We start from the raw sequence: 23,620 nt of genomic DNA on the forward strand, positions 1-23,620 counted from the left end.
ATCTACTACCGCTTCATCGGCAAAATCGACTGACCTTTCTTTTTTACCCAACAATATCTTTAATTAAGGGAGACGGGTGAAACAATTCCTGATATTGAAAAATGCGGCAGGCTTGCAGAATTTTATGGCGTGACGATGGATTCCTTAATAAAGGACGATGTGCAGCTTGAAGGGCAGAAGATGGCACCAGCACCGAAAGGCAAACACATGTGGGGTGTTGTCACAGTGAATGACCGCGGTCAGATAGTTATTCCTAAAGAGGCTAGAGAGATTTTTGGACTGGTGAATGGCAGCAGGCTGGTTGTGCTTGGCGATGACAATGAGGGCATAGCGCTTGTTAAAGCGGAGCAGTTTGAAGAAAAACTTAGCATGGCAATGGCAGTTCTTAGCAAAGATATCAAGGAATGAGGTGTTATGTATGATTTGTCCAAAATGTAATAACGAGATGAGAAAAGGTTACCTTTTCAGCAGTAAGGACGGTGCATTCAGCTTTGCCGATGAAGTGCCTGGAGTATTTACAAATGCGAGAACAGCCAAAGGATTTGTTGAAATCACATCGCTTAAGGCGAGCCACAGAACGAAAGTGGAAGCTTGTATATGTGAGAATTGCAGGATAGTTGAATTTGAGTACTAAATACCTGCTGGATTCTGTGCGTATTAATAAGAAAAACCTACGAATTGATGATGCATTGTCAATTTAGTGGGTCAAATCTGAGAAAGATTTCAAGCTTTCAAAAGAAAATGCCTACTATATCGGGAGATTACCTGTTTTTAGTAGGTTTATTTTTTATACTAAATCGACTATTAATATAGATAAGACTTATTGTCAGTGTAAAAAGCCCACTAATACTTCTTTTATATGTAATCTAGTAGGTTTTTCCTGCAGGTTGCTTTTGTAAACATGTTTTATAGACATACTCAATCTTCATTTTGTGACACTTTGGTAGGTCTTATGATAAAATATCTCATATAATGAAGCTATAACCAGAAAAGTAAAGGAGTCACATATGAACACACAATCATTCACAATATCACCAATTCCAGACGACATATTTGCAAAGATGCAGGGGAAATCATTTAAGGACAACTGCACTGTGCCAAGAGAAGATTTGATGTATCTTAAAGTTTTGCATGTCGGATTTGATGGGAAAACGCACACAGGTGAGCTGGTTGTGAACAGGCTGATTGCTGATGCTGTGCTTGATATATTTAAGCAGCTTTACGAGGCTGGCTATGAGATTGAAAAAATCAGACTTATTGATGAATATGATGCTGATGACGAGAAGTCGATGAGGGATAATAATTCTTCAGCGTTTAATTTCAGATACATTTCCTATTCAACGAAGATGTCAAAGCATGCGTTAGGGCTGGCGGTTGACATCAACACGCTTTATAATCCTTATGTGAAATATGTTGATGGCAGAAGAAATGTAGAGCCTGCCAACGCTGAAAAGTATACAGACAGAAGCATTGAATTTCCACACAAAATCGACCATGACGATTTGTGCTATAAGGTGTTTGCAGAACATGGATTTGAGTGGGGCGGCGACTGGGAACATGCAAAAGATTACCAGCATTTTGAGATGCCAGATGAGTGGATTCAGAAAAGTTCATGCAGAAAAAATGTGATATAATATAAAAGTTCGTGCGGAAAAATGTAATGCAACACAAAAATTCGTACATAAAAGTGTGGCAAAATACATTTTTACGTCCATAAAAATGTTGACCTTATCCTCTTAAAGGAATCAAATATTATACATAGGATAACCACTTTCACATCAAGGTAAGTGACAATAAATCAGTTATTAAGTAAAAATGTATTAAGAAAACGGCATATTTCAGAATTAACTATACAAAATGCACAAACACTTGCGTAAATCTTTGTAATTTTAAGCCATTTCATTTTTATCCTTATTATGGTATTTTTAGCATCAGAGGCGATTTATTTTGCATGATATCGGACACTGCCAGCGAAATAACGCCTCTTTTGCTATTTAATCTATAATGTATGGGAGGTTAATAATGATTAAGAAGGCAAGAAGGGTTTTTGCAGCTGTTGTTGCAGTATTATTAGTATGTTTTACAGCGGCACCAGTGTTGTCAGCTAATGCGGCAACACAGAATTCATGGAATTTCAAGAATTCTAATTTTAAGAAGTTAGGAACTATTAAATCAAGTACTACAGTAGACGGACTTGGTCTTATGGCAACAAGCAGTAAGAATATGAAGGTTAAGGCGGAATCTGTAACAGTAGATGGCACAGCATATACATATTGTCTGGCTCTTTCTGGTACAGGCACTACATCATACCGTTCAGTTAAGGTACCAGTGTCAGGTTCTGATACAATAAAGGTAGTGTTAAGAAGCAGTGGAAGCTCTACCCGTAATTTAATCGTAGCTGATTCTAATGGAAAGAAGCTTGGAACTATTGCAGCTAATAAGACAGCTTCTTTAGGAACATATTCATATTCAGGTTCTAAGGGATACATATATCTGTATTCAGAGAACAGCGGAATCAACATTTACAAAGTACAGGTTGATTCTAATGGCAGCTCATCATCTGGTTCTTCATCAGGAAGTTCATCAGGTTCAGGCAGCTCTTCATCAGGAAGCAGCTCATCTTCAGGTTCATCTGTATCAGGTAATTATGTGGTTAAGGCTGGTGGAATGTCTTTAGCAGATGCACTTAAGAAGGCTAAGTCAGGACAGACAGTAGTTATTGATGGAACAGTTAAGTCCGGAGCTGTTTCACTTCCAGCAGGTGTTAATCTTGCAGGAAAGAATAATGCGACAATAGATTTCTCACAGACAAGCGGAAGTTCAGGAAGAGGAATTACATTATCAGGTAATGGAAGCACACTTTCTAACATTACAGTTAAGAATGCTTCTGACAATGGAATCTTTATTTCAGGTTCTAATAATACATTAAAGTATGTAACATGCTGTTATAATGAAGATGCAGGTTTTCAGGTAAGCAACGGAGGAGCTAATAACAAGTTTTATAATTGCAAGTCTCATCATAATGCAGATGCTAAGGGTGAGAATGCTGATGGTTTTGCAGTAAAACTTCATTCAGGTGAAGGCAATTATTTTGAAAACTGTGTAGCTGAATACAATAGTGATGATGGCTGGGATTGTTATGCAGCTCATGGAGCAGTAACACTTGTAAACTGTCAGGCTAACTACAATGGATACTGTGATGGAATATATGGTGATGGTAATGGATTTAAGATGGGTGGAGTAGATAATAAAACACCAGGAAAGGCAGCTCACCTTGATCCTCTTAATCATAAGCTTATAGGTTGTACAGCTAAGGGAAACTATGCTAATGGTTTCGATAGAAACAACCAGAGTGGTGTTGTAACAATGAAGAATTGTATTTCAGATTCTAATAAGGGTAATAATTATCACTGGCCACTTACAGGTAAACCATCTGCACTTGGTTATAAAGTAACATTTGGCAAGGCTATTATTGAAGATTGTACTAATATTAATGGAAAAGTTAATATTACAGGAGCAACTCTTAAGGGTAACTGTAAGGGATTCTAGGATAATGGCTGATTGTAATAATATGGTTTACAATACAATATTATAATTTATAACAAAATAATAAAACGCATGTCCGATTTTTTCAATCTGGCATGCGTTTTTTATCGTTAATCCAATTCGTTAAGATCAGTCAATTATATGATGATTAAGCCATCTGCGGGAGTGGAAACGTATAGTGAACACGATACCGCGCACAGTCCAGTCGGCAAACATTCCAATCCATACAGCAATAGGACCAAAGCCATATACACGGCATAAGAATATAGTAAAGCTTACACGACATAACCACATGCTTGCACATGATGTTATCATTGAAAATTTCACGTCTCCGGCGGCACGCATTCCGTACGCCGGAATGAATGACAATACCCATGATATTGGCTTGGTTATTGTTATGAAAAGAGTCATCTCAAAACACATTCTTGCACTTTCTGCTTCCATTCCACCGAGTATGGTAATCGGCCTGCACAATGCAAATACAACAAGACAGCTTATAATAATGGCAGCTTCAGCCATTTTACTGAGCTTCTTTATATAATATATGGCTTCATCTTTTCTTCCGGCTCCAATGCACTGGCCAACTATAGTCATAAGTCCGATACCTACACCCTGTGCGGCAACTCCGTTAAGGTTTTCAAGAATATTGGTCACAGCATTTGCAGCGATGGCAGCAGTTCCAAGCGTTGAAACTGTTGACTGGATTGCCAGCTTTCCAAACTGGAACATGCTGTTTTCAATACCTGAAGGAATACCAATATATAAGACTCTCTTAATTAAATCCCAGTCGGGACGGATTGTGTAATATCTGTTTACGCAGATAGTCTGAGAAGGGTTTCTTAATTTAATAATTACAACAACTGCACAGAAAACTCTTGATGCAAGTGTTGATAGTGCAGCCCCTGCAACACCCATGCCAAGTCCGAATATAAGAATCGCATTACCACCTATATTAAGGAAGTTGGATATTATTGATATTATCATAGGGCTTTTGCTGTCCTTCTGGGCTCTCATAATGGACGCGCCAGCGTCATACAGACCAATGAATGGAAATGACAACAGGGTAAACAGGAAGTACGCCTGTGAATCAGCCATAACCTCAGCTTCTACCGAACCAAAGATGAACTTAAGCATTGGTACACGAAGAATGAGACATATTGCTGATATGAAAACCGACAGCACTGTCATGACAAGAAATACCTGTCTCGCAGCGCGGTTGGCACCTTTAGGGTTGCTGCTTCCTATGTACTGGGAACACAGGATTGCACCTCCGGCAGCAAGTGCTGACAAGGCCTGTATTACAAGAATATTGATGGAATCAACAAGCGATACTGCTGAAACAGCAGATGCACCTACATTACTTACCATCATAGTATCAACAGTTCCCATAAGTGAAGCCAAGAGATTTTCCAGCATGATAGGAATAAGAAGTTTCCTTATATCTACATTAGAAAAAATGTGGTCAGAATTATTAGTCATTGAAATTACTCCATAATATTTTACAAACTAAAATGCAACTAACATAATTTATTCCTAAGAACAGATAAAGTCAAGTATATATGTTGATAAAACATGTCAGAAAGAACATATTGGCATAAAATACTTGACTTTATAATATAATTATGATATCTTAACAAAGCATTGAGATATCAGTGATTATGCGGGTGTAGTTCAATGGTAGAACACTAGCCTTCCAAGCTAGATACGTGGGTTCGATTCCCATCACCCGCTCTATTTTTTTGTCTAAGTGAATTATTTCAGGGTGATGTGAATCGAACCCACGGGTTCGGTCTCCGCTTCGCTCCGGTCGGTGCCAAGCAGGTGCCACAGGCACCTGGCACCCCATCACCCGCTCTATTTTTTTTTTCAAGTGAATTATTTCAGGGTGATGTGAATCGAACCCTTACTGAATCTTTGCTTTGATTGCTTCATTATATTTGCAGGTCGGGTAAATAAGTGTTATAACAGAAGTGCCAGATATATAAGGGGCAGAAAAGGTGAGTTTATGAAATTAAAGAAAGCAGCGATATGGGGGATTGCAGTGGTTTTGCTTGCAGGAGGTATTGCCGCAGGGGCTGTGGTATTGAATGGCAGACCGGAAACTAAAGATAATCTTATTAATATGGCTAAGATCATAAAACCACGGGGAGATAAAACACATGTAATTGTGAAGGTCTCACAGAATATCGGTACAGAAGATTATACAGAACCTTATGAAGATGATAAGGATTATTCAAATGATACTGTATCAATTGCCTGCTGGGGCGACAGCATGATGGAAGGCTTTGGCTCAGATGATGCTTATATACTTACTAAAGCAGGAAGAGTTGATATAAGTTATTACACTGCACCATATACTTTAGGAAAGCTTACAGGTCTTAATACATTTAATTTTGGTGTATCAGGGGAGACATCAGCGGAGATAGCGAGAAGAGCTGGTGGCCTTAAGATGCATACTGACCGTAATCTTAATCTTAACAAGAATACATATGAAGATGTATGCCTTATGGATGATAAGGGGAATCCTGTTTATATGTATGATTTCAGCGGATATGGTATTGAATATAATGATTATCCTGATACTGTATATATAGATGGCGTATTATGTCAGATTGATAAGAAACGAGATATTGAAGATTACTGGGAAGATATGGAGGATGATGACTATAATATAGAGGATTATATGGTCAGCATCAGAATATGTGATGATACAGGTCTTGAACAGCCTGATTATATGTTTATTCCACAAGGTACTGCTGTTACAACTAAAGCAGCATATGATCATAAGGATGATATTCTTGTGATTGAGATGGGAAGTAACGGTGGATGGGATGACTATGATGAGCTTATTTCCCAGTATCAGGCAGTGATTGATTATACAGGCTGTGAGAATTATATCATAGTTGGGGACACGGATGATCCAGGAACATCTCTTGCAGACAACAGCCAGTCATATCTGGAGGATGGAGATGACTATGTAGGAGCTGATGACACTGCATGGGAAGCAGCGCTAAGAGAAGCATTTGGAGAACATTTCTTTAATACAAGAGTCTATATGATTCAGAACGGGCTGGATGATTGTGGTTTGAAAAAGGAAAAGATAGATGAGTTATATGGAGCGTTTGGGTATATATCTGTGAAACTCCGTTCAGACTGGACACATTTTAATGCGTATGGATATTATTCTAAGGGCGTAGGAATCTATAAAAAAGGTGTTGAACTTGGATATTGGGAATAGTCTGTCCAATGTTTTATAAAGGAAATTTACAATGAGTAAGAATAAATACGAAATAGATATGTGCAATGGCACAATAATGGATAAGTTAATATCGTTCTCAGTGCCATTGATGCTTTCAGGAATATTACAGCTAATGTTTAATGCTGTAGATATAATTGTTGTTGGAAGATTTGCAGGAAGCCAGTCGTTAGCAGCAGTAGGTTCAACGACAGCGCTTATTAATATGTTTGTTAATCTTTTCATAGGAGTTTCTTTGGGAGCAAATGTACTGGCTGCCAGATTCTATGCGTCAGGCAAACATAAAGAGATGTCAGAGACAGTGCATACTGCGATAACATTTGCAGCAATAAGCGGAGTTGTGATGGCGCTGATAGGCGTGCTGATGGCTAAGCCGGCACTTGAGCTTATGGGAACACCGGATGATGTAATTAACCTCTCAACACTGTATATGAGAATATATTTTCTTGGTATGCCATTCTTTATGCTTTATAACTATGGTGCGGCTGTTCTTAGAGCAGTTGGTGATACCAAGAGACCGCTGATGTTTCTTATAGCAGCGGGAATCATAAATGCATGCCTTAATATGGTACTTGTTATTGTGTTTAACTTAGGGGTTGCAGGAGTGGCAATCGCAACAATATTTTCACAGTTTATATCGTGTGTGCTTGTATTAAGATGTCTGAATAAGACAGATGCAAGTTACCAGTTGAGATTCTCAAAGCTAAAGATAAAGGGATACTATCTTAAACAGATATTTCAGGTTGGAATTCCGGCAGGAATACAGAGTACAGTTATTAATTTCTCAAATGCTTTGCTGCAGTCGTCGGTTAATTCATTCGGTTCAACAGCAATGGCAGGATATACAGCAGCCAACAATATTCTTGGCTTTCTATATGCATCAATTAATTCAGTAACACAGGCCTGCATGAGTTTTACAAGTCAGAATTATGGTGTAAGAAAGTTCAAGAGAATGGACAAGGTGCTTATAGATTGTGCAATACTTTCGGTAGGAGCATCACTTGTATTTGGCTGCGGTGCATATATATTTGGTGATAAAGTGCTTATGATATACACTAACAGTGAAGATGTTATCAAATGTGGTGTTGAGATATTATCAATTACTACAGTACCATATTTCTTATGTGGAATAATGGATCTGTTTCCGGGCGCGCTTCGTGGAATGGGGTATTCGCTAGTACCTATGATATTATCGGTTATTGGTACTGTAGGAATGAGAATATTCTGGATATTCGTCATATTCCCAAGTCACAGAACTCTTTATGACCTGTTCATATCATATCCGGCATCATGGACGGCAACGATAATTATGCAGGTTATATGTTTCCTAGTAGTACGTCGAAAAGTGCATTCACAGATTAATAAATGATTATAAAATATTTAAGCCATTCCGGAAGGAGTGGCTTATTAACTATAAAGTTCTTCAAGAGTCCTGGCTATCTCGCCAGCATCACAGTCACATCCGTTTTCTTCCCATTTTAAAAATGTATTAAGCAATCCGCCAGAGTAACAGTATAGTCTGTACTCAGAGTAATTCTTAGGATTCGTAAAATGTTCAGACATAAAATTATTAATACTGTTAATAAGAATAGAATGAAGTCCACATCTTGAAAGAGTAAGAAAATAATCCTTATACCGGTTAAAGAATTCAAGTGCAAAAAGAATGTGGGAATAATCCAGAAAGCTCCCGTTTTCAGGGTTGTTGGCACATTCTTCCAGATATTCAATTATAATAATATTAAGATAGTCGCATAGTGCATCATGGATTGATTCATAATATTTGTAAAAAGTTATGCGTGATACACCGGCACATTTCGCCACACTCGTAATTCGAATCTTATCAAAATCAGTGTTTTTAAGAAGCTTGATTATTGCTTCACCTATGCACATTCGTGTAAATGTATTTTTAGAATCTTTGTTAACTATATTCATAATGTACTCCTGAAATATACAAAAACGCTATTTTTGTATATTGTAACACTATAAGTTATAAAATACAATATGACATAGTATTTAAAACTACATCGAAACGGAGTATATCCGGCAAACAGGAGGATTAATAATGAGATTAGTAGCAGATTCAGCATGCGATATAAAAGAACTTAGGGGAATGGTTTTTAAGGCAGTTCCGCTTACAATATCTACAGATAACGAGGAGTTTTGTGATGATGGGCAGCTTGATATTCACAGAATGCTTGATATTCTTGAAAAACATAAGGGACGTTCATATACTGCGTGCCCTGGAATAGATGCATGGCTTGAAGCTTTTGGTGATGATGATGAGATATTTGTTGTAACAATAACTGCAGGAATGTCAGGAACATATAATTCTGCAATGGCAGCGAGGGCAGTATATTTGGAGGAACATCCACAGGCTAAAGTCAGGGTAATAGATTCTAAAAGCACTGGTCCACAGATGCGTATTATACTGGAACAATTGCAGCAAATGATTGAAGAAGGAAAGAAATTTGAAGAGATAGATGGAGCGATAGATGCATATATGCAGAAAACAAGACTGTTCTGTTCATTAAAATCATTGCATAATCTTGCACAGAATGGTCGTGTAAGCAAGGTTGTAGCATCGGCTGCGGAGGTTCTTGGCATAAGTGTAATAGGAACAGCAAGCAGTCATGGAACATTGGAAGCAATCGGTAAATGCAGAGGTGATAAAAAGCTTCTTGTAAAACTGCAGGCATTACTTGACGATGCAGGATATGAAGGCGGAAAGCTGAGAATATGTCATGTTGAGAATGAAGCTCTTGCAGATAAGATAGCAGATATGATAAAGCAGGCATATGGTACTACGGATGTGTGCGTATATAAAGCAGGAGGATTATGCAGTTATTATGCTGAGCGAGGCGGAATAATACTCAGCTGTGAAACAAAATAAATACTTTGAATATCAAAATAGTATTGACAAACCTGATTTGTGCTCTTATAATTAGCTCAAATATATTAGTTAAATATATTTAGATAAAATTATTTAAGGAGAACAAAACAATGACATTTGAAAAGGTAAAAGAAATTATTATGGATACTATTAACTGCTCAGAGGATAAGATTACATTAGAAGCGAATTTAAAGGATGATCTTGGAATTGATTCACTTGATTCTATGGAACTTATGATGGCAGTTGAAGATGCTTATGGAATTACTGTTCCAGAAGAAGAACTTCCTAATCTTACATCAGTTAAAGCAATTGTTGAGTATGTTGACAAGAATGCAGCTTAATATAAAGATTTTAAGGAAGACAGTTTGTTATGGATATTAATGATATTTATGGGATTATAGATAAGTTTGATGCAAGTGGATGCAGCGAACTGAATCTGGAGATGAATGGCGTATGCCTTGGACTGAAGAAAACAATGCACGAAGCCAAATGTGATGTGCCTGTAAAGAAAGATATTGTTCGCATTAATACAGAACAGGAACAGACCGTTACAACTATTCAGGACGTACAGCCACAGTCAGATGAGCATATTAAAGAAATTAAAGCACCATTGGTTGGAACTTTCTATACAGCAGCAGGTCCTGATGAGGAACCTTTTGTAAAACCAGGGCAGAGCGTTCATGCCGGTGATGTTATTGGAATAATTGAAGCAATGAAGCTGATGAACGAAGTTACAGCAGATTGTGACGGTACGGTTAAGGAAGTGGCAGCAGAGAATGGCACTATGGTTGAGTATGGACAGCCGCTTGTAATCCTTAATTAACGGAGGTAGCAGAAGTGTTTAAGAGAATACTGATAGCAAACCGTGGTGAAATAGCGTTAAGGATAATCAGATGCTGCCGTGAGATGGATGTAGAAACCGTAATTGTATATTCAACAGCCGATAAGGATTCACTTGCTGTTATGGCAGCAGACAAGGCAGTTTGCATTGGACCGGCAAAGGCGGCTGAAAGTTATCTTAATCAGGATGCGATAATAGAAACAGCAATATTGACAGGGTGTGAGGCAGTCCACCCTGGTTATGGTTTTCTGTCTGAGAATGCTGCATTTGCAAGAAAATGTGAGGAGAACAATCTTATATTTATAGGACCATCAGCAGACATAATAAGCAGCATGGGAGATAAACAGTCGGCAAGGCAGCTTATGATTGAATGCGGGGTTCCGGTTGTACCAGGCTCTGATGGTCTGGTTGTAACAGCAGAGGAAGCAGCACACATTGCAGAAAGAATTGGTTATCCGGTACTTATTAAAGCGTCAGCTGGAGGCGGTGGAAAAGGAATGCGCAAGGCATTCAGCAGAGAAGATATAGAAAATGCATTTGAAACCGCTAAGAGTGAAGCTAAAGCTGCATTTGGCAACGATGATATGTACATAGAGAAGCTGATAATCAATCCACGGCATATTGAGATACAGATTCTTGCAGATAAATATGGCAATACAATATATCTTGGAGAACGTGACTGTTCAATCCAGCGTAATAATCAGAAACTTTTAGAGGAAGCTCCGAGTGCAAGATTATGTAAAGATAAGCGGGCAGTCATGGGAGAGACTGCAGTAAGGGCTGCCAGAGCAGCAGGATATTATAGTGCAGGAACTGTTGAATTCGTTGTGAATGAACAGGGTGACTACTATTTTATAGAGATGAATACGAGAATACAGGTTGAACATCCGGTAACTGAGCAGGTTACAGGAATTGACCTTATAAGAGAACAGATAAGAATAGCTGCCGGAATGAAGCTTAATATCACTCAGGAAGATACATGCGTCAATGGGCATGCAATTGAGTGCAGAATAAATGCGGCTACACCGGGAGTTATTAAATTCTTACATTTTCCAGATGGTTATGGAGTAAGAGTTGAGAGCCATCTTTTTGAAGGTTATGAAGTGAGTCCGTTTTATGATTCAATGATTGCCAAGATTATAGTGACTGGAAGCAGCAGACTTGAGGCGGTAAGACGATTAAGAAGAGCTCTTGAGGAACTGATAATTGAAGGAGTTAAGACTAACAGAGAGTTCATGCATCTTCTTACATATCATAAGGATTTTATAAGAGGAAATTACAATACAGGTTTCTGGGAGAAGAATCATACCGAAATTGAAAAGTGGCTTAAGGAAGGAATTACAGTTAAATGAATATCAATGACATTTTCTTAAAGCGTAAGAAAAGGTGGGGTACTATCAACAGATTAAGGGATAGTGAGGAACAGGCAGACGGAAGCCTTACACCATCAAGAAGAATTGCACTTATAAGTGATGACAAAAGTTTCAGGGAATTGTATGCACAGGTTAAGACAGGCAATCCAAACAGCTTTCCGGGATATGAGAAAAAGGTTGAAGCAAACAGATTAAAGACAGGCCAGCAGGATGCAGTAGTTACTGGAACATGCCGAATTGGCGGAGTCAAAACAGCTGTTGCAGTTATGGATAAAAGATTTCTTATGGGAAGCATGGGAATTGCGGTAGGTGAAAAGATTACAAGACTCACAGAATATGCAATGAAAAGAAAACTGCCACTTATAATATTCGCTGCAAGCGGTGGAGCGAGAATGCAGGAAGGTCTTTTCTCGCTTATGCAGATGGCAAAGACAACAGCGGCAATTGAAAAGTTCAAGGATGCTGGTGGATTATTTATATCATATCTCACTAATCCGACAACAGGTGGTGTGAGCGCAAGCTTTGCAAGTCTTGGTGACATTATAATTGCTGAACCAGGAGCACTTATATGCTTTGCCGGGCCAAGAGTTATTGAACAGACTATCGGACAGAAGCTGCCGGAAGGCTTCCAGCATTCAGAGTTTCTGTTAGAACATGGCATGATAGATATGATAGTTGACAGAAAAGATATGAAGCAGACTTTATCAAAGATATTGAAAATGCATGTGAATACCGGAGGAGAAGCATGAACAGTGAAAATGTTTTAACACCATATGAGAAAGTTCTTGCAGCCAGAAAAAGCGACCGTCCGGATATTATGAAATACATAGAAGTGCTTTTTGATGATTTTATAGAAATGCATGGTGACAGATACTATAAAGATGATAAAAGCCTTGTTGCAGGAATTGCTTCATTTAATGGGGAAACGGTAACTGTTATTGGAAACCGTAAAGGAAAGAATATAGAAGAGAATATAAGATATAACTTCGGAATGGCGTCACCTGAAGGGTATAGAAAAGCAGTCCGTGTTATGAAACAGGCTGAAAAATTCAGGAGACCTGTCATAACATTTGTTGACACGCCAGGTGCATATCCAGGCATGGAAGCAGAAAGCAACGGGCAGAGTAATGCGATTGCGGGAAGTATAGCAGCAATGCTTAAGCTTACAGTACCTGTTATATCTGTAATCACAGGCGAAGGCGGAAGTGGCGGTGCATTGGCACTGGCAGCAGCCGACAGAGTGTACATGCTTGAAAATGCAGTATATTCGATTCTGTCTCCGGAAGGGTTTGCGTCAATAATATATAAGGATGCTAAGAAAGCACCACAGGCAAGTGAGATTATGAAGCTTACTGCACAGGAGCTTTTTACTGCCGGACTCGTTGACGGTGTAATAGCAGAAGGAGACAGGTGTTTTTCAGATATAGCAAGAATGTTAGAAAAAGAACTCGGAATTCTTTGCAGGATGAAATCAAAAGAGCTTGTTAATTCAAGATATGACAAATTCAGGAATATAGACAGGGGAGAGATAAAGTGAAAGGCATTCAGATAGTGTCCACAGGGAAAGCACTCCCAGAAGAGATAATTACGAATGATGACTTAAGCCAGATTGTTGATACAAATGATGAATGGATAACAACAAGAACAGGTATTAAGAAAAGATACAGATGTACACAGGAAAATACTACATCACTTGCAGTCAGAGCAGCATATGAAGCGGTAGAAGCATCAGGTGTGGATATTGCAGAAATAGGTGCAGTTATAGTTGCAACTTCAACGGCTGATAATGCATTTCCATCTACTGCAGCAATTGTACAGAAGGAACTCGGATTGGCAGAGAATGTACTTGCATTTGATTTAAGCAGTGCATGTACAGGTTTTCTGCATGCATTAAATGTTGGACAGGCATTGTTTAACAGCACTGATTATAAATACATACTGCTTATTGGCAGTGAACAGATGTCTAAGATATTAGATTATACAGACCGCTCAACATGTGTGCTTTTTGGAGATGGTGCAGGTGCAGTTCTTATAAAAGCGGCTGACAATATGTATAGACAGATTAATTACACAAGAGGCGATACTGATGTACTTGTATGCAGAGGTATAGGTGCACAGGATGCATATGTAAAGATGAATGGAAATGCGGTGTTCCGTTTTGCAGTTGATGTTCTTAAACAGGGAATTGATGAAATATTGAAAAAATCGGACATGACACTTGATGACATAGATTATATTGTGTGCCATCAGGCTAATGAAAGAATTATCAATCATGTAAAGAAAAAATATCCGGGACATGAAGATAAGTTCTATATAAATATAGCGGAATACGGTAATACATCAGCGGCAAGTATCCCAATAGCACTAGATGAGTTAGCACAAAGCGGATGCTTTGACAAAGGCAGAAAGCTGATTCTTGCGGGCTTTGGGGCGGGGCTTAGCTGGAGCAGTGCTTTGATAGAGACATAATAAGGAGCAGCATAATGAGATTAGATAAGATGTTAGGAATAAAATATCCGTTTATACAGGGCGGAATGGCTAATATTGCAACAGGAGAATTTGCAGCTGCAGTTAGTAATGCAGGCGGACTGGGGCTTATTGGAGCTGGTGGAATGAACACGGATATGCTTCGTGAAAACATAAGAAAATGCAGAACACTTACGGATAAACCATTTGGTGTGAATCTTATGCTTATGAATCCGGAAGCTGATGCAATGGCAGAACTGCTTGTGGAAGAAAATGTAAAGATTGTAACAACAGGAGCAGGAAGTCCGGCTAAATATATGGAAAAATGGAAGTCTAATGGAATGATGGTTATACCGGTTGTTTCGAGTGCAGCGCTTGCAATAAGAATGGAGCGTTTCGGAGCTGATGCAGTAGTTGCAGAGGGAACAGAAAGTGGTGGTCATGTCGGCGAGATGACAACTATGACACTTGTCCCAAAGGTAGTTGACAGTGTGAATATTCCGGTTATTGCGGCCGGAGGAATTGCAGATGGCAGACAGCTTGCAGCAGCATTTGCACTTGGTGCGGCAGGTGTACAGATGGGAACTTGTCTTCTGGCAAGTACAGAGTGTCCTATACATGATAATTATAAGCAGGCAATACTTAAAGCAAAGGATAATGACACGATAGTTACAGGAAGAATTGCTGGTACTCCTGTGCGTGTGCTTAAAAATGAGATGTCACGCGAGTATGTAAAGCAGGAGAAGGCAGGTGCTGATAAGATGGAACTTGAGAAATATACATTAGGTTCTCTTCGTAAGGCAGTGTTTGACGGTGACACAATGAATGGCTCACTGATGGCAGGTCAGGTTGCAGGCCAGATTGATAAGATACAGCCAATTGAGAAAATATTTGAACAAATATATGAAGAATATGAGGCTGTGCGAAAGGAATTGTATGCAGATTAAGGACAAGGTACTTGATGTTCCGGTAATTCAGGGCGGTATGGGTGTCGGAGTTTCACTTTCATCCCTTGCAGGTGCAGTTGCAGCAAGCGGGGCATGTGGAGTTATCAGTTCTGTTAATGCAGGTTATGATGAACAGGATTTTGAGAGCAGCCCCTTTAAGGCGAATCTGAGGGCACTTGATTACCATATTAAGAGAGCTAAGCAGATTGCAGCAGAAAGTACAAAGAAGGGACTTGTAGCTGTAAATATTATGACGGCAGTTTCTCATTATGAGGAAAGCTGTAAGACCGCAGTTTCAGCAGGAGCAGATATTATTATCTCAGGTGCAGGACTGCCTCTTAATCTGCCACAGTTTACTAAGGGAACAGATACACTGGCAGCACCCATTGTTTCAAGTGGCAGGGCTGCCAGGATAATTATGAAAACTTATAAGAAGCATTATGATGTGTATCCGGATATGTTCATTATTGAAGGCAGCATGGCAGGAGGACATTTAGGCTTTGGTGCAGATGATATTACACAGGGAAAAACACAGACTAACGATGAAATATTGTCAGATGTACTTGCTGTGATAGAAGAGTCCGGTGCGGATATCCCGGTATTTGTTGCTGGAGGTGTGTTTGATGGCAAAGATATGGCACATTATGTAAATAAAGGTGCTGCCGGGGTACAGATTGCGACAAGATTCATTGCTACCAATGAATGTGATGCTTCAGATACATTTAAACAGGCTGTTGTTAATGCAAAAAGAGAAGACATCCGTATTATTAAAAGTCCTGTTGGAATGCCGGCACGTGCAATTAACAGCCCACTGCTTGAAAGGCTTGATGCAGGAGAAACCTTCACGGCAAGAAAATGTAATGGTTGTCTTACAGCATGTAAGAAGGATGACAGTATACCATATTGCATAAGCAGGGCACTTATAGCAGCAGTTAAGGGTGACTGGGATAATGGACTGTTTTTTGCAGGAAGTAATGCAGACAGAGTTGACCGGATAATGAGCGTACAGGAACTTATTAATGAGATTATGACAGATTATAGATTGAATAAATCGGACATATAAGCTTTGGTTGAGCAAATCTGACATGGATTTGGAAAGGATAGGGAATGACTGAGAGAAGAAAAGCACTTATTACAGGTGCAAGCAGGGGAATAGGAAGGGCTATATGCGTTAAGCTTGCAAGTGAAGGAACGGATATTGTATTCAGTTACCGTTCAGGTGATGAGGCTGCCAGTGAAACAGTTAATTTATGCAGAGAGTATGGAATTGAAATCCATGCAATTAAGGCAGATGTGAGTGATTCAGAGGAATGTGAGCGTTTAATTAGGGAAGCCGTGGATTTACTTGGCGGAAGAATTGATATTCTTGTCAATAATGCAGGAATTACTAAGGACAATCTTATTGGACGTATGAAGGATGAGGATTTCGATGCAGTTATAGATGTGAATCTAAAGGGTACATTTTATATGATGCGTGGTGTCTCAAGACTTATGTTAAGACAGAGAGCAGGAAGAATTATTAATATGAGTTCTGTTGTAGGTGTCATGGGCAATGCAGGGCAGGTTAATTATTCTGCAAGTAAAGCAGGTGTTATTGGCATGACGAAGTCACTTGCAAGAGAGCTTGCGTCAAGACATATTACTGTAAATGCGGTTGCACCGGGAATGATTGAAACTGATATGACCGGAGCAATGTCAGACGCTGTTAAAGAAAAAGTGGTGGAGAATATACCTTTTAAAGAGATGGGAAAGCCGGAAGATATTGCAGAAACAGTAGCATTTCTTGCGGGTGACGGAGCACGATACATAACCGGACAGGTACTTTGTGTAGACGGAGGAATGGCAATATGAGAAGAGTTGTAATAACAGGTATGGGAGCAGTTACTCCTGTCGGAAACAATGTTAATGATATGTGGGAAGCTGTAAAGGCTGGTAAATGTGGTATTGGTAAGATAACACATTTTAATACAGAAAACAGTGCAGTCAAGCTTGCCGGTGAAGTAAAAGGCTTTGACGCAGAGAGTATTGTTGATAAAGCAGAATTAAGGAAGATGGATGATTTCACGATATATGCACTTGCAGCTGCAGATGAAGCAGTGAAAGATTCAGTTATAGATTTTGGCAAAGAAGACACATTAAGATGTGGTGTTATATTATCAAGTGGAATTGGTGGACTTACAACTATACAGAGAGAATGCTTAAGAGGCGAAAGTAAAGGATATGACAGAGTTTCGCCACATTTTGTGCCAATGTCGATAACTAATATGGCGGCAGGACATGTTGCAATCAGATTCGGACTACATGGAATGTGTACATGTGTTGTTACTGCATGTGCCAGTGGAACCAATGCTGTTGGAGATGCATTAAGACAGATCAGGGATGGATATCAGGATGTGATTGTGTGCGGAGGTGCAGAAAGCTGTATAACTGATTTTGGAATTGGTGGTTTTACATCAATGCATGCATTAAGCAAAGCAGAAGATGTCAACAGGGCTTCTATTCCGTTTGATAAAGAAAGAAGCGGATTTGTTATGGGAGAAGGAGCAGGTGTGCTTATTCTTGAAGAGTATGAACATGCACTGAAAAGAGGCGCTAAGATATATTGTGAAATTGCAGGATATGGTTCAACATGTGATGCAAACCACGTTACAGCCCCTCTAGAAGACGGAAGCATGGCGGCACAGGCAATGACTGAGGCTGTTAAGGATGCAGGAATAAAACCAGAGAATATTGATTATATTAATGCGCATGGGACAAGTACAAAGCTTAATGATAAGGGAGAGACTAATGCGATAAAGATGGCATTTGGAGAACATGCGTACAAGCTTGCGGTAAGTTCAACAAAGTCGATGACAGGACATATGTTAGGTGCAAGTGGTGCTGTTGAGGCAATTATATCGGCACTTGCTGTAAAGAATGATATAATTCCACCAACCATTAATTATCAGGTGCCGGATGATGACTGTGATCTTGATATCGTTCCAAATAAGGCAAGAGAGTCAAGAGTTGATTATGCAATGTCTAATTCACTTGGCTTTGGTGGACATAATGCGTCCATCGTGCTTAGAAAGGTGGTGTAATCATGCAGCTTAATTCAGATGAAATACAGCAGATTCTGCCACACAGATATCCATTTCTATTAGTAGACAGGATAACGGAGTGTGAGCCTGGAAAGAAGGCTTGTGGTATTAAATGCGTATCTGCCAATGAAATGCATTTTGTAGGACATTTTCCACAGAAGAAGGTAATGCCGGGAGTACTTATTATTGAGGCACTGGCGCAGACTGGAGCAGTCGCTTTGTTGTCGGAAGAAAAGAATAAGGGGCATATAGCACTTTTTGCAGGAATTAAAAATGCTAAGTTTAAGGCTCAGGTCACACCTGGGGATGTGCTTTCCTTGTCATGCGAGATTATAGCAAGAAAAGGTCCTGTGGGAGTAGGAAAGGCAGAAGCTTATGTTGACGGAAAACTTGCAGTGTCAGCTGAACTTACATTTGCAATAGAATAGAGCTATTGTTATAATAATAAACAATTAAAAAAGCTTTGGAGGTAAAGTAAGGTGCTGCAGGATTCTTTTAGTAAGGTATATACGAAGTTTAAGATGCATTTTTATCAGAAAATGTTTGAAAAGCTACAGGAGAGGGAGACATCTCTTACAACTGTAGAAACTTTCTGCATGGAGATAATATATGCACTTGATAAACCTACTGTGGCACAGTTTGCTGATATGGCAAATATATCATCTCCTAACGCGGCGTATAAGATTAATAACCTTGTTAAGAAGGGATACTTAAAGAAAGTACAGTCTGAGGAAGACAAGAGAGAGTATCATCTCGAGGTAACACAGAAGTATATAGATTATTATAATATCAGCAATACATATCTTAAGACTGTAATGGGCAGGATTGAGGACAGATTTTCTAAAGAAGAGTTAGAGACAATGGAACGTATGCTTAATGTAATAAGTGCAGAGCTTATGCCAGAGATAAAGTATTAGATTTTTACTTGACTTTGCTATTAACATGTTATATATTTCAGAAGATGAAATATATAACATGTTTTTTGCGTGTATGAAAAGGAGGATAAGAGAGCTATGGATTTAGCACTTATTACCGCGAAGCAGGTATTTGAGTTATTCATACTTATACTGTGTGGAGTTGTTATAGGAAAGATTAAGATGGTTAACGAAGAAGGAAAGGGGATGCTTTCTAACCTTCTTATATATTTTGTTGTTCCATTTATGATTATTAATTCTTACATGTCAGGATACAATGCCGAGATTCTTAAGAATATGGGCAGAATGCTTTTTTACAGCATACTTACTATATGCATAGGAATGGCTTTATCGATTGGCATAACATTTTTGATGAAAAAGGAAGTGCGCGGCATTATGAGATTTGCAACTACATTTTCTAATGCGGCTTATATGGGATTTCCACTTATTCAGGCAATGTACGGTTCAGAAGGTGTACTGTATGCGAGCGTATATGTTACTGTATTCAATATTCTTTTATGGACTGTCGGAATTGTGTATGTTTCAGAGAGTATGAGTTTCAAGGAACTTTTAAAGAAGATTGTTACATGCCCACCAATTATATCGGTTGTGGTGGGTCTTGTCATATTCCTTGCAAGAATTCCGGTTGCGGATGTTTTAAAGGATACATTTAATGTTGTAGGAGGCATGAATACCCCGTTGTCTATGATAATAACAGGAATTACTATTTCACAGTTCCCATTATTGAGTATCTTAAAGGATAAAAGAGTGTATTTTACGGTTATTCTCAGGATGTTTATTATACCGGTAATCTGCACTCTGGTTATGTATCTGATACATGCCCGTGGAATGGTTGCTGTTATTACAATTATACTTGAGGCATGCCCATGTGCGGCTATTACAACACTTTTTGCGATTAAGTTCGGTCACGACCAGAAGCTCGCAGTTGGTGCAGTTACTTTGTCTACATTGATTAGCATAATTACGCTTCCTTGTCTTGCATTGCTTGCAGGAGAGATTATAATGTAATAAAAAGCATTATCAGGGGGAATAATGAGCGGAGGCAATGCATATAAAAGAAAATCGCATAGAAGAATAGAAGTGATAACATCAGTTGCGGCAGTTGTTGTGCTGTATGTGATACTAGAAAGCTTCGGGGTTACATGCCCTATAAAATACATAACAGGAATATCATGTGCAGGCTGTGGAATGTCAAGGGCATGGATATCTTTACTGCATTTTAATATTCATGATGCGTTCATGTATCATCCACTTTTTTTCCTGCCACCGGTTGTTGTGATAGTTATGCTTCTTAAATCTAAAATAAATATTAAATTTTATAAAATTTTTATGTTTACAATAGCAGGGGCATTTGTTATAGTTTACTTGTATAGAATGTTTATTGGAGATGGCAATGTAGTGGTTTTTGAGCCACAGAACAATATTGTATTCCGAATCATTCGCAAACTAAACTTATAAGGGGGAGGAAATAATATGTTTTGTACAAAATGTGGAAAACAGATTCCAGATTCAACTAAGTTCTGCCCATATTGTGGAGCAAATTGTTCACCGGAGCAGGATATTGCTGGTCAGGCAGGTCAGGTCTTCAATAAGGTTGAGAAAGAGTTAGGAAGTGCTTTTGATGAAGTAAAGCAGAGTTTCAATGGAAACAGCAATAACCAGAATTATAATCAGGGTTACAATGCTAATCAGAATTACAGCAATGGTTATAATAATGGCACAATTCCACCATACTCAGGTACAAGATTAAAGGATGACAGAGGTCTTGCCTCATACATAATTCTTTCAATTATCACATGTGGAATATACAGCTATTATTTCATTTACAAGATGGCACATGATGTTAATATTGCATGTGATGGAGATGGAGAGAATACATCAGGGCTTGTTGCATTTATCCTGTTATCATTCATAACATGTGGCATATATGCGTGGTTCTGGTACTATAATCTTGGTAACAGACTTGCAGCTAACGGACCTCGTTATGGACTTTCAATCCAGGAGAATGGTACAACTGTTCTTTTATGGCAGATATTTGGTGCTTTTATCTGTGGAATTGGACCATTTGTTGCAATGCATATTCTTATCAAGAATTCTAATAAGATATGTAATGCTTACAACAGAGCACAAGGCTTAATGTAATCTGTTAATAATTAAAATGTTAATCCTGCTTTCAGGTGGTTTGGGCTGCCAGAGAGCAGGATTTTTTATTTCACAATTGATAAAAGTTATAAAAGGTTATATAATAAATAAAAAGTTATAAAAACTTATATAGGAGGCTGCGCATGAATAATCCGTTTACATTATCATTTGGGAAAAAACCAGTGCAGTATATTTCGAGAATTGCACAGACAGAGAGAATAATTGGAGATTTTACAGCGGAAGAATCGCCTAATCAGATATATATGATTACAGGAGTAAGAGGTTCAGGAAAAACTGTAATGATGACTAACATTGCGTCAGAGATACGGAAACGGTCAGATGAATGGATAGTAGTTGAGCTTAATCCTAACCGTGATCTTTTACAGAGTCTGGCAGCAAAGATATATGCAATTCCAGAAATGCATGCAGTATTTGTTAAAGCAAAGCTTGACTTTTCAGTATTTGGACTGGGGGTAACAGTAGAGAATGCTGTTCCTGTTACTGATATTGAAAATGTTATTGAGATAATGCTTTCTCACATAAAACGTCTGGGGAAAAGGTTGCTTATAACAATTGATGAGGTTATTAATTCAGAGAATATTAAAATATTTGCAAGTTCATTTCAGATATTTTTAAGAGAAGAATATCCTATATATCTTTTGATGACAGGATTGTATGAGAATATATATGATTTACAGAATGAAAAGTCACTTACATTTTTATACAGAGCACCTAAGATTATATTAGAGCCGCTTAATTATACAGCTATTAAAAGCCATTACATGAGAATATTTGATATAAATGATGAAATGGCTGACAAGATGACACTTCTTACAAGAGGATATCCATTTGCGTTTCAGGTGCTTGGATATCTTTACTGGGATAATAGAAAAGATCATACACTTGAAGATATTATGCCAGAGTATGATCAGTATTTAGATGAATATGTATACAGTAAGATATGGGCAGAGTTATCATCTAAAGATAAGGAAATACTTAGCGTTATATCTGAGAGCGGTTATCAGTCAGTAAAAGATATTCGTGAAAAGCTTGACATGAAGCCAGAATTATTCTCTGTGTACCGTGACCGTTTAAAGCGAAAGGGCGTTATAGATACAAGACAGTATGGAAAAATAGCAATGGCACTGCCAAGATTTGAAGAATATGTAAAAAACAGATTATATTAATAACACCTTATTTCCTGAATTCCCTCGGAGAAACACCATATTTTTCTTTGAATTTTCTATTAAAGTAAGATATATTATCAAAACCACAATCCGAAGCCACTATAATAACCGGCTGGGTTGTGGTTTTTAATATTCTTGCAGCAATAATAAGCCGGTAGTCGTTTAAGTAAGTGATAAAAGATGTGCCGGTGCAGTTCTTAAAAAACTTCATAAAATGCGACTGGCTGAAATGACACCACTGCGCCATCTCTTCAATGGATATTGCATGCGCGAAGTTCTTTTCAATATAATTAAGTACCAGTTTCAGCTTATCCATCTTATCATCAGACAAGTGTACAGGCATATCCGTATGCGTGTAAAAATGTGCATTAAGCTCAAAAAAGAAATTAAAAAGACATGCACGGATTTTCAGCCTGTACCCGTCAGGGAAATACTTGCATATATTATCAGCTTCATCAATATAATGAATTAAATCAGAATAGTGTGGCGCAGTTTTACTGATAACAGGAGGGCAATACCCATTAAAGCCGGCAATTCCGTTAAAAAAGCTTACGGTATCATAATCACACTGCCTGCTAACAAGCATATCAAGATTAAAAAGAATATTTTCGTATTCGCATGAATCACTTTCGTTCTGGATGATAGAATGGATATGTCCAGGCATGACAACAACAATATCTCCAGCATTTACAACAGAATACTCAAGGTCAACGCTTACGATCATGCGTCCCTTCTTGATGTATATAAGCTCCATCTCATTATGCCAGTGAAGCGGAACTTCCGCAAAATCAAGCGGGATAGAGCATGGGTAAGTGTTATATAAAAAATCTGAATCAAAATGAGATTTGGTTTCTTTCAGTGGTCTGTAATCTGTTATATTCATAAGGTTCTCCTTAAATATGATAGAATAGTACAAGTTTATCCCATTATAAAGCAAGAGAATTTTTCCAGCAACCC

Annotated in this window: 26 protein-coding genes and 1 tRNA gene; 24 read left to right on the forward strand and 3 right to left on the reverse strand. The window is 38.5% G+C overall.

From position 1 onward, the window contains the following. Positions 1-135 precede the first annotated feature (135 nt). From GKE48_RS08540 to GKE48_RS14820, 4 genes are all read left to right on the forward strand, one after another. Positions 136-408 (forward strand): AbrB/MazE/SpoVT family DNA-binding domain-containing protein, encoded by a 273-nt coding sequence (locus GKE48_RS08540; RefSeq protein ID WP_206671574.1) that lies wholly within the window; start codon positions 136-138, stop codon positions 406-408. A gap of 10 nt (positions 409-418) precedes the next feature. Further along, positions 419-634 carry a PF20097 family protein gene (locus GKE48_RS08545; RefSeq protein ID WP_154300860.1) on the forward strand — a complete coding sequence of 72 codons (216 nt, stop codon included), beginning with the start codon at positions 419-421 and terminating at the stop codon, positions 632-634. Between the two features lie 373 nt (positions 635-1,007). Continuing rightward, a complete protein-coding gene (locus tag GKE48_RS08550; RefSeq protein ID WP_154300861.1) occupies positions 1,008-1,634 on the forward strand; it encodes a M15 family metallopeptidase in 627 nt (208 codons plus the stop codon). A gap of 388 nt (positions 1,635-2,022) precedes the next feature. After that, positions 2,023-3,549 carry a right-handed parallel beta-helix repeat-containing protein gene (locus GKE48_RS14820; RefSeq protein WP_243138480.1) on the forward strand — a complete coding sequence of 509 codons (1,527 nt, stop codon included), beginning with the start codon at positions 2,023-2,025 and terminating at the stop codon, positions 3,547-3,549. A 126-nt stretch (positions 3,550-3,675) separates the two neighbouring features. Here GKE48_RS14820 and GKE48_RS08560 read toward each other — a convergent pair whose 3' ends face one another. After that, positions 3,676-5,025 (reverse strand): MATE family efflux transporter, encoded by a 1,350-nt coding sequence (locus GKE48_RS08560; RefSeq protein ID WP_154300862.1) that lies wholly within the window; start codon positions 5,023-5,025, stop codon positions 3,676-3,678. 181 nt (positions 5,026-5,206) lie between these two features. On the opposite strand from GKE48_RS08560, the gene GKE48_RS08565 reads away from it, so the two are divergent. From GKE48_RS08565 to GKE48_RS08575, 3 genes are all read left to right on the forward strand, one after another. Then, positions 5,207-5,277: transfer RNA gene (locus tag GKE48_RS08565), tRNA-Gly, on the forward strand. 274 nt (positions 5,278-5,551) lie between these two features. Beyond that, positions 5,552-6,784 carry a hypothetical protein gene (locus GKE48_RS14825; protein ID WP_243138481.1) on the forward strand — a complete coding sequence of 411 codons (1,233 nt, stop codon included), beginning with the start codon at positions 5,552-5,554 and terminating at the stop codon, positions 6,782-6,784. A 31-nt stretch (positions 6,785-6,815) separates the two neighbouring features. Then, a complete protein-coding gene (locus GKE48_RS08575; RefSeq protein ID WP_154300863.1) occupies positions 6,816-8,171 on the forward strand; it encodes an MATE family efflux transporter in 1,356 nt (451 codons plus the stop codon). Between the two features lie 38 nt (positions 8,172-8,209). Here the strand turns inward: GKE48_RS08575 and GKE48_RS08580 are convergent, their stop codons facing one another. Continuing rightward, positions 8,210-8,734: a TetR/AcrR family transcriptional regulator gene (locus GKE48_RS08580; protein WP_154300864.1), complete on the reverse strand. Its 525-nt coding sequence runs from the start codon at positions 8,732-8,734 to the stop codon at positions 8,210-8,212. 130 nt (positions 8,735-8,864) lie between these two features. Here GKE48_RS08580 and GKE48_RS08585 point away from each other — a divergent pair, with 130 nt between their 5' ends. The 17 genes from GKE48_RS08585 (at position 8,865) to GKE48_RS08665 (ending at position 22,663) form a co-directional block, all read left to right on the forward strand. Further along, on the forward strand, positions 8,865-9,692 hold the full coding sequence (locus tag GKE48_RS08585) for a DegV family protein (RefSeq protein WP_012739953.1): 828 nt from the start codon (positions 8,865-8,867) through the stop codon (positions 9,690-9,692). Between the two features lie 110 nt (positions 9,693-9,802). Beyond that, positions 9,803-10,033: an acyl carrier protein gene (acpP, locus tag GKE48_RS08590; protein ID WP_012739952.1), complete on the forward strand. Its 231-nt coding sequence runs from the start codon at positions 9,803-9,805 to the stop codon at positions 10,031-10,033. 29 nt (positions 10,034-10,062) lie between these two features. Next, entirely contained in the window at positions 10,063-10,515 is a 453-nt protein-coding gene (accB, locus tag GKE48_RS08595) for an acetyl-CoA carboxylase biotin carboxyl carrier protein (RefSeq protein WP_055286670.1), read from the forward strand. Between the two features lie 14 nt (positions 10,516-10,529). Then, a complete protein-coding gene (gene accC, locus GKE48_RS08600) occupies positions 10,530-11,885 on the forward strand; it encodes an acetyl-CoA carboxylase biotin carboxylase subunit (RefSeq protein ID WP_330583109.1) in 1,356 nt (451 codons plus the stop codon). After that, positions 11,882-12,655 (forward strand): acetyl-CoA carboxylase carboxyltransferase subunit beta, encoded by a 774-nt coding sequence (locus GKE48_RS08605; protein ID WP_022097949.1) that lies wholly within the window; start codon positions 11,882-11,884, stop codon positions 12,653-12,655. The genes accC and GKE48_RS08605 overlap by 4 nt, the downstream gene beginning before the upstream one ends. Then, positions 12,652-13,443, forward strand: a complete 792-nt coding sequence (gene accA, locus GKE48_RS08610; RefSeq protein ID WP_055286674.1) for a carboxyltransferase subunit alpha — start codon at positions 12,652-12,654, stop codon at positions 13,441-13,443. Before GKE48_RS08605 ends, accA begins: the two co-directional genes overlap by 4 nt. Further along, positions 13,440-14,375 (forward strand): beta-ketoacyl-ACP synthase III, encoded by a 936-nt coding sequence (locus GKE48_RS08615; RefSeq protein WP_055286677.1) that lies wholly within the window; start codon positions 13,440-13,442, stop codon positions 14,373-14,375. The genes accA and GKE48_RS08615 overlap by 4 nt, the downstream gene beginning before the upstream one ends. A gap of 14 nt (positions 14,376-14,389) precedes the next feature. Then, complete coding sequence (locus tag GKE48_RS08620; protein ID WP_012739946.1) at positions 14,390-15,319, forward strand: nitronate monooxygenase; 930 nt, start codon at positions 14,390-14,392, stop codon at positions 15,317-15,319. Then, positions 15,276-16,382: an NAD(P)H-dependent flavin oxidoreductase gene (locus tag GKE48_RS08625; RefSeq protein ID WP_330583110.1), complete on the forward strand. Its 1,107-nt coding sequence runs from the start codon at positions 15,276-15,278 to the stop codon at positions 16,380-16,382. Before GKE48_RS08620 ends, GKE48_RS08625 begins: the two co-directional genes overlap by 44 nt. A 44-nt stretch (positions 16,383-16,426) precedes the next feature. Further along, complete coding sequence (gene fabG, locus GKE48_RS08630; protein WP_154300866.1) at positions 16,427-17,170, forward strand: 3-oxoacyl-[acyl-carrier-protein] reductase; 744 nt, start codon at positions 16,427-16,429, stop codon at positions 17,168-17,170. Next, positions 17,167-18,399 carry a beta-ketoacyl-ACP synthase II gene (fabF, locus tag GKE48_RS08635; protein WP_154300867.1) on the forward strand — a complete coding sequence of 411 codons (1,233 nt, stop codon included), beginning with the start codon at positions 17,167-17,169 and terminating at the stop codon, positions 18,397-18,399. Before fabG ends, fabF begins: the two co-directional genes overlap by 4 nt. Before the next feature lie 2 nt (positions 18,400-18,401). Next, entirely contained in the window at positions 18,402-18,827 is a 426-nt protein-coding gene (fabZ, locus tag GKE48_RS08640; protein ID WP_055215868.1) for a 3-hydroxyacyl-ACP dehydratase FabZ, read from the forward strand. Positions 18,828-18,878: 51 nt separating this feature from the next. Next, entirely contained in the window at positions 18,879-19,316 is a 438-nt protein-coding gene (locus GKE48_RS08645) for a MarR family winged helix-turn-helix transcriptional regulator (RefSeq protein ID WP_012739941.1), read from the forward strand. A 96-nt stretch (positions 19,317-19,412) separates the two neighbouring features. Next, positions 19,413-20,342 (forward strand): AEC family transporter, encoded by a 930-nt coding sequence (locus tag GKE48_RS08650; RefSeq protein ID WP_154300868.1) that lies wholly within the window; start codon positions 19,413-19,415, stop codon positions 20,340-20,342. A 24-nt stretch (positions 20,343-20,366) separates the two neighbouring features. Then, complete coding sequence (locus GKE48_RS08655) at positions 20,367-20,792, forward strand: DUF2752 domain-containing protein (protein WP_154300869.1); 426 nt, start codon at positions 20,367-20,369, stop codon at positions 20,790-20,792. Between the two features lie 15 nt (positions 20,793-20,807). After that, on the forward strand, positions 20,808-21,476 hold the full coding sequence (locus GKE48_RS08660) for a DUF4234 domain-containing protein (protein ID WP_055286690.1): 669 nt from the start codon (positions 20,808-20,810) through the stop codon (positions 21,474-21,476). A 143-nt stretch (positions 21,477-21,619) separates the two neighbouring features. Next, the gene (locus tag GKE48_RS08665; RefSeq protein WP_055215872.1) at positions 21,620-22,663 is read left to right on the forward strand and encodes an ATP-binding protein; all 1,044 of its coding nucleotides are present in this window, start codon (positions 21,620-21,622) and stop codon (positions 22,661-22,663) included. Between the two features lie 7 nt (positions 22,664-22,670). Here GKE48_RS08665 and GKE48_RS08670 read toward each other — a convergent pair whose 3' ends face one another. Further along, on the reverse strand, positions 22,671-23,546 hold the full coding sequence (locus GKE48_RS08670) for a helix-turn-helix transcriptional regulator (protein WP_055286692.1): 876 nt from the start codon (positions 23,544-23,546) through the stop codon (positions 22,671-22,673). Positions 23,547-23,620: the final 74 nt, after the last annotated feature.

This window comes from Lachnospira eligens (assembly GCF_009680455.1).
Classification (GTDB): Bacteria; Bacillota; Clostridia; order Lachnospirales; family Lachnospiraceae; genus Lachnospira; species Lachnospira eligens_A.